Below are 3,723 nucleotides of genomic sequence, written 5' to 3'. Positions count from 1 at the left end.
CCGTTTCCTTGGCGGCCACCATGTCCGGATAACTACTCAATTGCCTTCGCCGTCGCGCCGATCGCGGCCAACCCTCGGCGGCGTCACCCGAACCGCGTCGACAACCGGTAATGACCTGCGGCGACAAGGACTTCCAGTGCGGCGCGGCGAGACGGGCAGGATCGCGGGCACGAACGGTGCACCTGCATGAGCCGGTGGGCGTGCGCCACATCGTCCTCGCCGATGATCGCGGTGCAGATCGATTCCTCGGACATGTACTCCACCTCCGAAAAGGGTCTTCTCACTACATGGTTGCGCGGTGACCGACCGCCGGACATGCGCGGATCGATTCCTTACCGTTCCTTAGCGCGATCGCTTCGGTCGCCGTGATCCGGCACTGGATGGCAGGGCACACAAGGGTTGCGTGCGAGAACTGGGACCAAGGCGCCCACCGCCACCGGCCGCCACCGCTGCCGCAACTGCCAGGGGTCACGGTTGTGCCCGACCTGTGGGGGAGCGGGCGAACTCCGCATCACCGCGCTGTCCGAGGACGACCGCGTCCACTACCCGCATATTTCCTAACCGTTTCTTAGCACTTTCCTTGGCGGCCACCATGTTCGGATAGCAACGGGCGAGCGATAATGACCGAATGTCCGGATGCCCTGCGTAGCCGAGTCTTACGGGTCGTGCGGAGGTGTTCCGCAGGCGATTCCGTGACAAGATGGATTGCGAGACGGCACACGGGCGCACGTGACGGTCCCGGGGTTCGGAGATAGTCGAGGAGTACGAGGCATGCCACCTAGGGAAGATGACGGCGGGAGCACCGGTCCTGCGATGCCGGACCTGGAGATGCCCAACAATCCCTGGCCGGACATCAAGAAACGCGCGGGGGACGCGGGGTGGCTCAAGTTCGATCCGCAGGCGGCTATCGAGTTGGGGCAGGCGATCTCGAATTTCCAATGGAAGTTGTTCGCCCTGCGGGGAAATGCGACCACGCTCACCCAGATGGTCGACCTTGCCACGCCCGAAATAACCTCGGGTCCGGCGCTCGCCAAGGAGTTCGGCAAGCAGGGCCAAGAGATGTACCGAATTCTCTGCGCGCATCACAAGATCCTCGACGACATGCTCGACTCCGTTGTCGCGGCGGGCAAGAACATGGCCAACACCGAGGAAGGCAACGTCCAGGATCTGCTCCGCCAGTTGGACGGGATTACGACCCCGCTCCAAGAGACGCAATACAACGATGGCAAGGCCCCGGGTGCTCTCACGCAACGCGAGGGTGATCACGGAAAATACCGCAAAGGCTACAACTACGATGCAGACGGGATGCCGACCACCCGAAAAGGGGCGCCGAGCGGGTATCAAAGCGACTTCCATGTGAAGGACAACCGGAAGCAGCCCGATCTGAAGGCCAAGGAAACTCTGAAGACGGGTATCGGAGAAACGCGAGCCAGGAGTTGGGCCGCCCTCCATGCGAACCGAAACTACCTGGAAGGCGGGGTCACCGCCGACCTGGTCGCCGATGATGCCGCCGAATGGAAGTACATCGGCGAAAAGATCAGCGAGTGGAGCGTGGACTTCGGTAACGCGGTCGCGAAACATCTGAACCCTGCCGCGGGGGATGACAAAGTGTGGCAGGGTGAAGGCGCACAGGCGATCAAAACCGCACTCGACAACTACCGCGTCTCCCTCGAGCCACTTGCGGCGACCGCCAAACAGCACCATTCTCTCCTCGAATACGTCTCGCAATTCTTGGTGGATACTCACTACTGGGCGCCGCCGTACGCGAGGGAAGAAGACGACCCCACTTACTACCTGACCGACCGGCAGCAGATGTTCGGCGAAACCTATGTACGGGGAGTCGAATTCACGGCAAGGAGCATTCCGAAACTCGTATACCCGACCGAAGCGTTCGCGGGTGTCCCGCCGATCTACGATCCCCGAGACAAGAACAAGGACGGGAAGATCGGTGACAACGAAAAGACCCCGGGCGACACCAACAACGACGGCAAGCTCTCCGAGGAAGAAAGGCAGGCGCTGGCGAGAACTCAGGGCCCCGGTCCTGGCCCCGGCCCTGGTCCCGGTCCTGCCAACCTCAAGTCGGGCCCCGGCCCCGGTCCAGGCTTGACCGCGGAGCAGAAGAAGGCACAGGCCAACGCGGCGAACGAGCAGCGGAAGGCCGCGGAGTTCGCCGAGCAACAGCGCAGAGACGCGGCCCGGCGCGCGAGGGAACAAGAGGCCTACGAGCAGCAGCAGCGGGCCCAGAACGACCGCAGGCAGGCCGAGGCCGAGCAGCGCGCCAAGAACGCGGCCGCGCAGCAAGAGGCCTACCAGAAGCAGCAGCAGGCGCAAGCCGCTGCGCGGGAAGCCGCGTCGGCGGCACAGCAGGCCGCACAGCAAGGGTTGCAGGCCGCGCAGCAGGCTGCGCAGCAAGCCCTCCAGGGTGGCCAGAAGGGTGCGAGCGAGGCGCTGGCGGCCGCGCAGCAAGCCGCGCAGAACGCCTTGGCCAACGGCATACCGAAGGCGGGCGACTTGGCGGCGAAACTCGGCGGTCCCGGTCCTGGCCCGGGCTCCATGGCAAAGGGAGTGGGTCTGACCGAAGCCGCGAAGCTGTTCCCCCGCGCGGGCGCCGCCTCGATGGCGACCGCCGCCGGAACAGGTCTCGGCGCGCTCGGCCGGGCTGGGGCAGCCCCGCAGGCGATGCCCGGTTCCCCCGGGCCCGCCGGTGCAGCCGGCCAGGGCGCGGGCCAGGGTCAGCAGAACTACAAGCGTCCTGCCTACCTCGAATCCGACCAGCACCTGGACGAAATGCTCGGTGAGGCACCGAAGGTGGTCAGGCCGGTGGTCGAACAGTGAGCCGCACTTGGAAATTCACCGACACCGAGTTCATGGCCCTGTGGTCGCGGTCCGAGGGCACGATTCTGCCGCGTCCGTTCACTTACATCTGTGAAATGCAGACCACCGATGAATACGAACGTGCGTTGCACCTTGTTCGGGAACGGTGGCGGGGCAAGGACGATCGGGTGCTCGATGAGATTTCCGAGGCTGTCTTGCAACCGGATATCGCTCTCGAAGTTCGCGGATTCGACGAGCGGGAGTACGAGCGCGCGGAAGGCTGGGTCCGTGTGCTCGCGGTCCGGCGTGGCGACCGCGGGTACCTGCTGAAGCAGGTGACCGGCAAGACCTTCGAGCACGCCGCCGGTTTCACCGTCACCGAATGCGAGCCACTGGCTCTGGCCGATGCGGTGGTGGCTGAACTGCCGAAAGTCGAACCGGGAAAACAGGGCAGTATCAAATTGCCGGTACCCAAGAGCGAAGAGATGGTCGACACGAGTAGTTCCGGCCTGTGGGACGACCCCTATGGCGGCTCCACACCGGTGTCCGGGGAACGGTTCGAAAAGACGATCGCGGCGTCGCGCGGGGTGGTGCGGGTAAGCCAGGGTTATTCGGTGTACGGCCCGCGCGGACGGCTCACCTTCGAGCTCAAATGGCGGGATCTACCCGATGACGGCAGATATCTGATCGCTCCGGGCCCGGCACCGGTCGCGGAACCCGTCGACGAGAAGAAGTTTGCGATCATGATCAACAAGGAGATCGCGAAGGTCGTCCAGAACATCAAGGACGAGAGGCTCTCGCGCCGTGCCTGATCGAGCGCGGACGGCCGGTGGCCATCGGCGTGCCTGACCGCCTCGATCGACGCCGAGATCACCGTGGTGGTCCGTGCGCTCGAGGACGAGCAGGTTG

The 3,723-nt window shown here is 64.5% G+C and carries 3 protein-coding genes; 2 read left to right on the top strand and 1 reads right to left on the bottom strand.

Annotation, left to right across the window (positions count from 1 at the left end; all coding sequences use genetic code 11):
- Positions 1–83: 83 nt before the first annotated feature.
- Positions 84–254: a hypothetical protein gene (locus FB390_RS33350; RefSeq protein WP_185756913.1), complete on the bottom strand. Its 171-nt coding sequence runs from the start codon at positions 252–254 to the stop codon at positions 84–86.
- A 559-nt stretch (positions 255–813) separates the two neighbouring features.
- On the opposite strand from FB390_RS33350, the gene FB390_RS01610 reads away from it, so the two are divergent.
- The gene (locus FB390_RS01610) at positions 814–2,835 is read left to right on the top strand and encodes a hypothetical protein (protein WP_141807356.1); all 2,022 of its coding nucleotides are present in this window, start codon (positions 814–816) and stop codon (positions 2,833–2,835) included.
- Complete coding sequence (locus tag FB390_RS01605) at positions 2,832–3,626, top strand: ESX secretion-associated protein EspG (RefSeq protein WP_141807355.1); 795 nt, start codon at positions 2,832–2,834, stop codon at positions 3,624–3,626. Before FB390_RS01610 ends, FB390_RS01605 begins: the two co-directional genes overlap by 4 nt.
- Positions 3,627–3,723: the final 97 nt, after the last annotated feature.

This window comes from Nocardia bhagyanarayanae (genome assembly GCF_006716565.1).
Taxonomy (GTDB): Bacteria; Actinomycetota; Actinomycetes; order Mycobacteriales; family Mycobacteriaceae; genus Nocardia; species Nocardia bhagyanarayanae.
The sequence above is the reverse complement of the archived record's forward strand: the minus strand, read 5'-3'. Positions and strand labels throughout refer to the sequence as shown.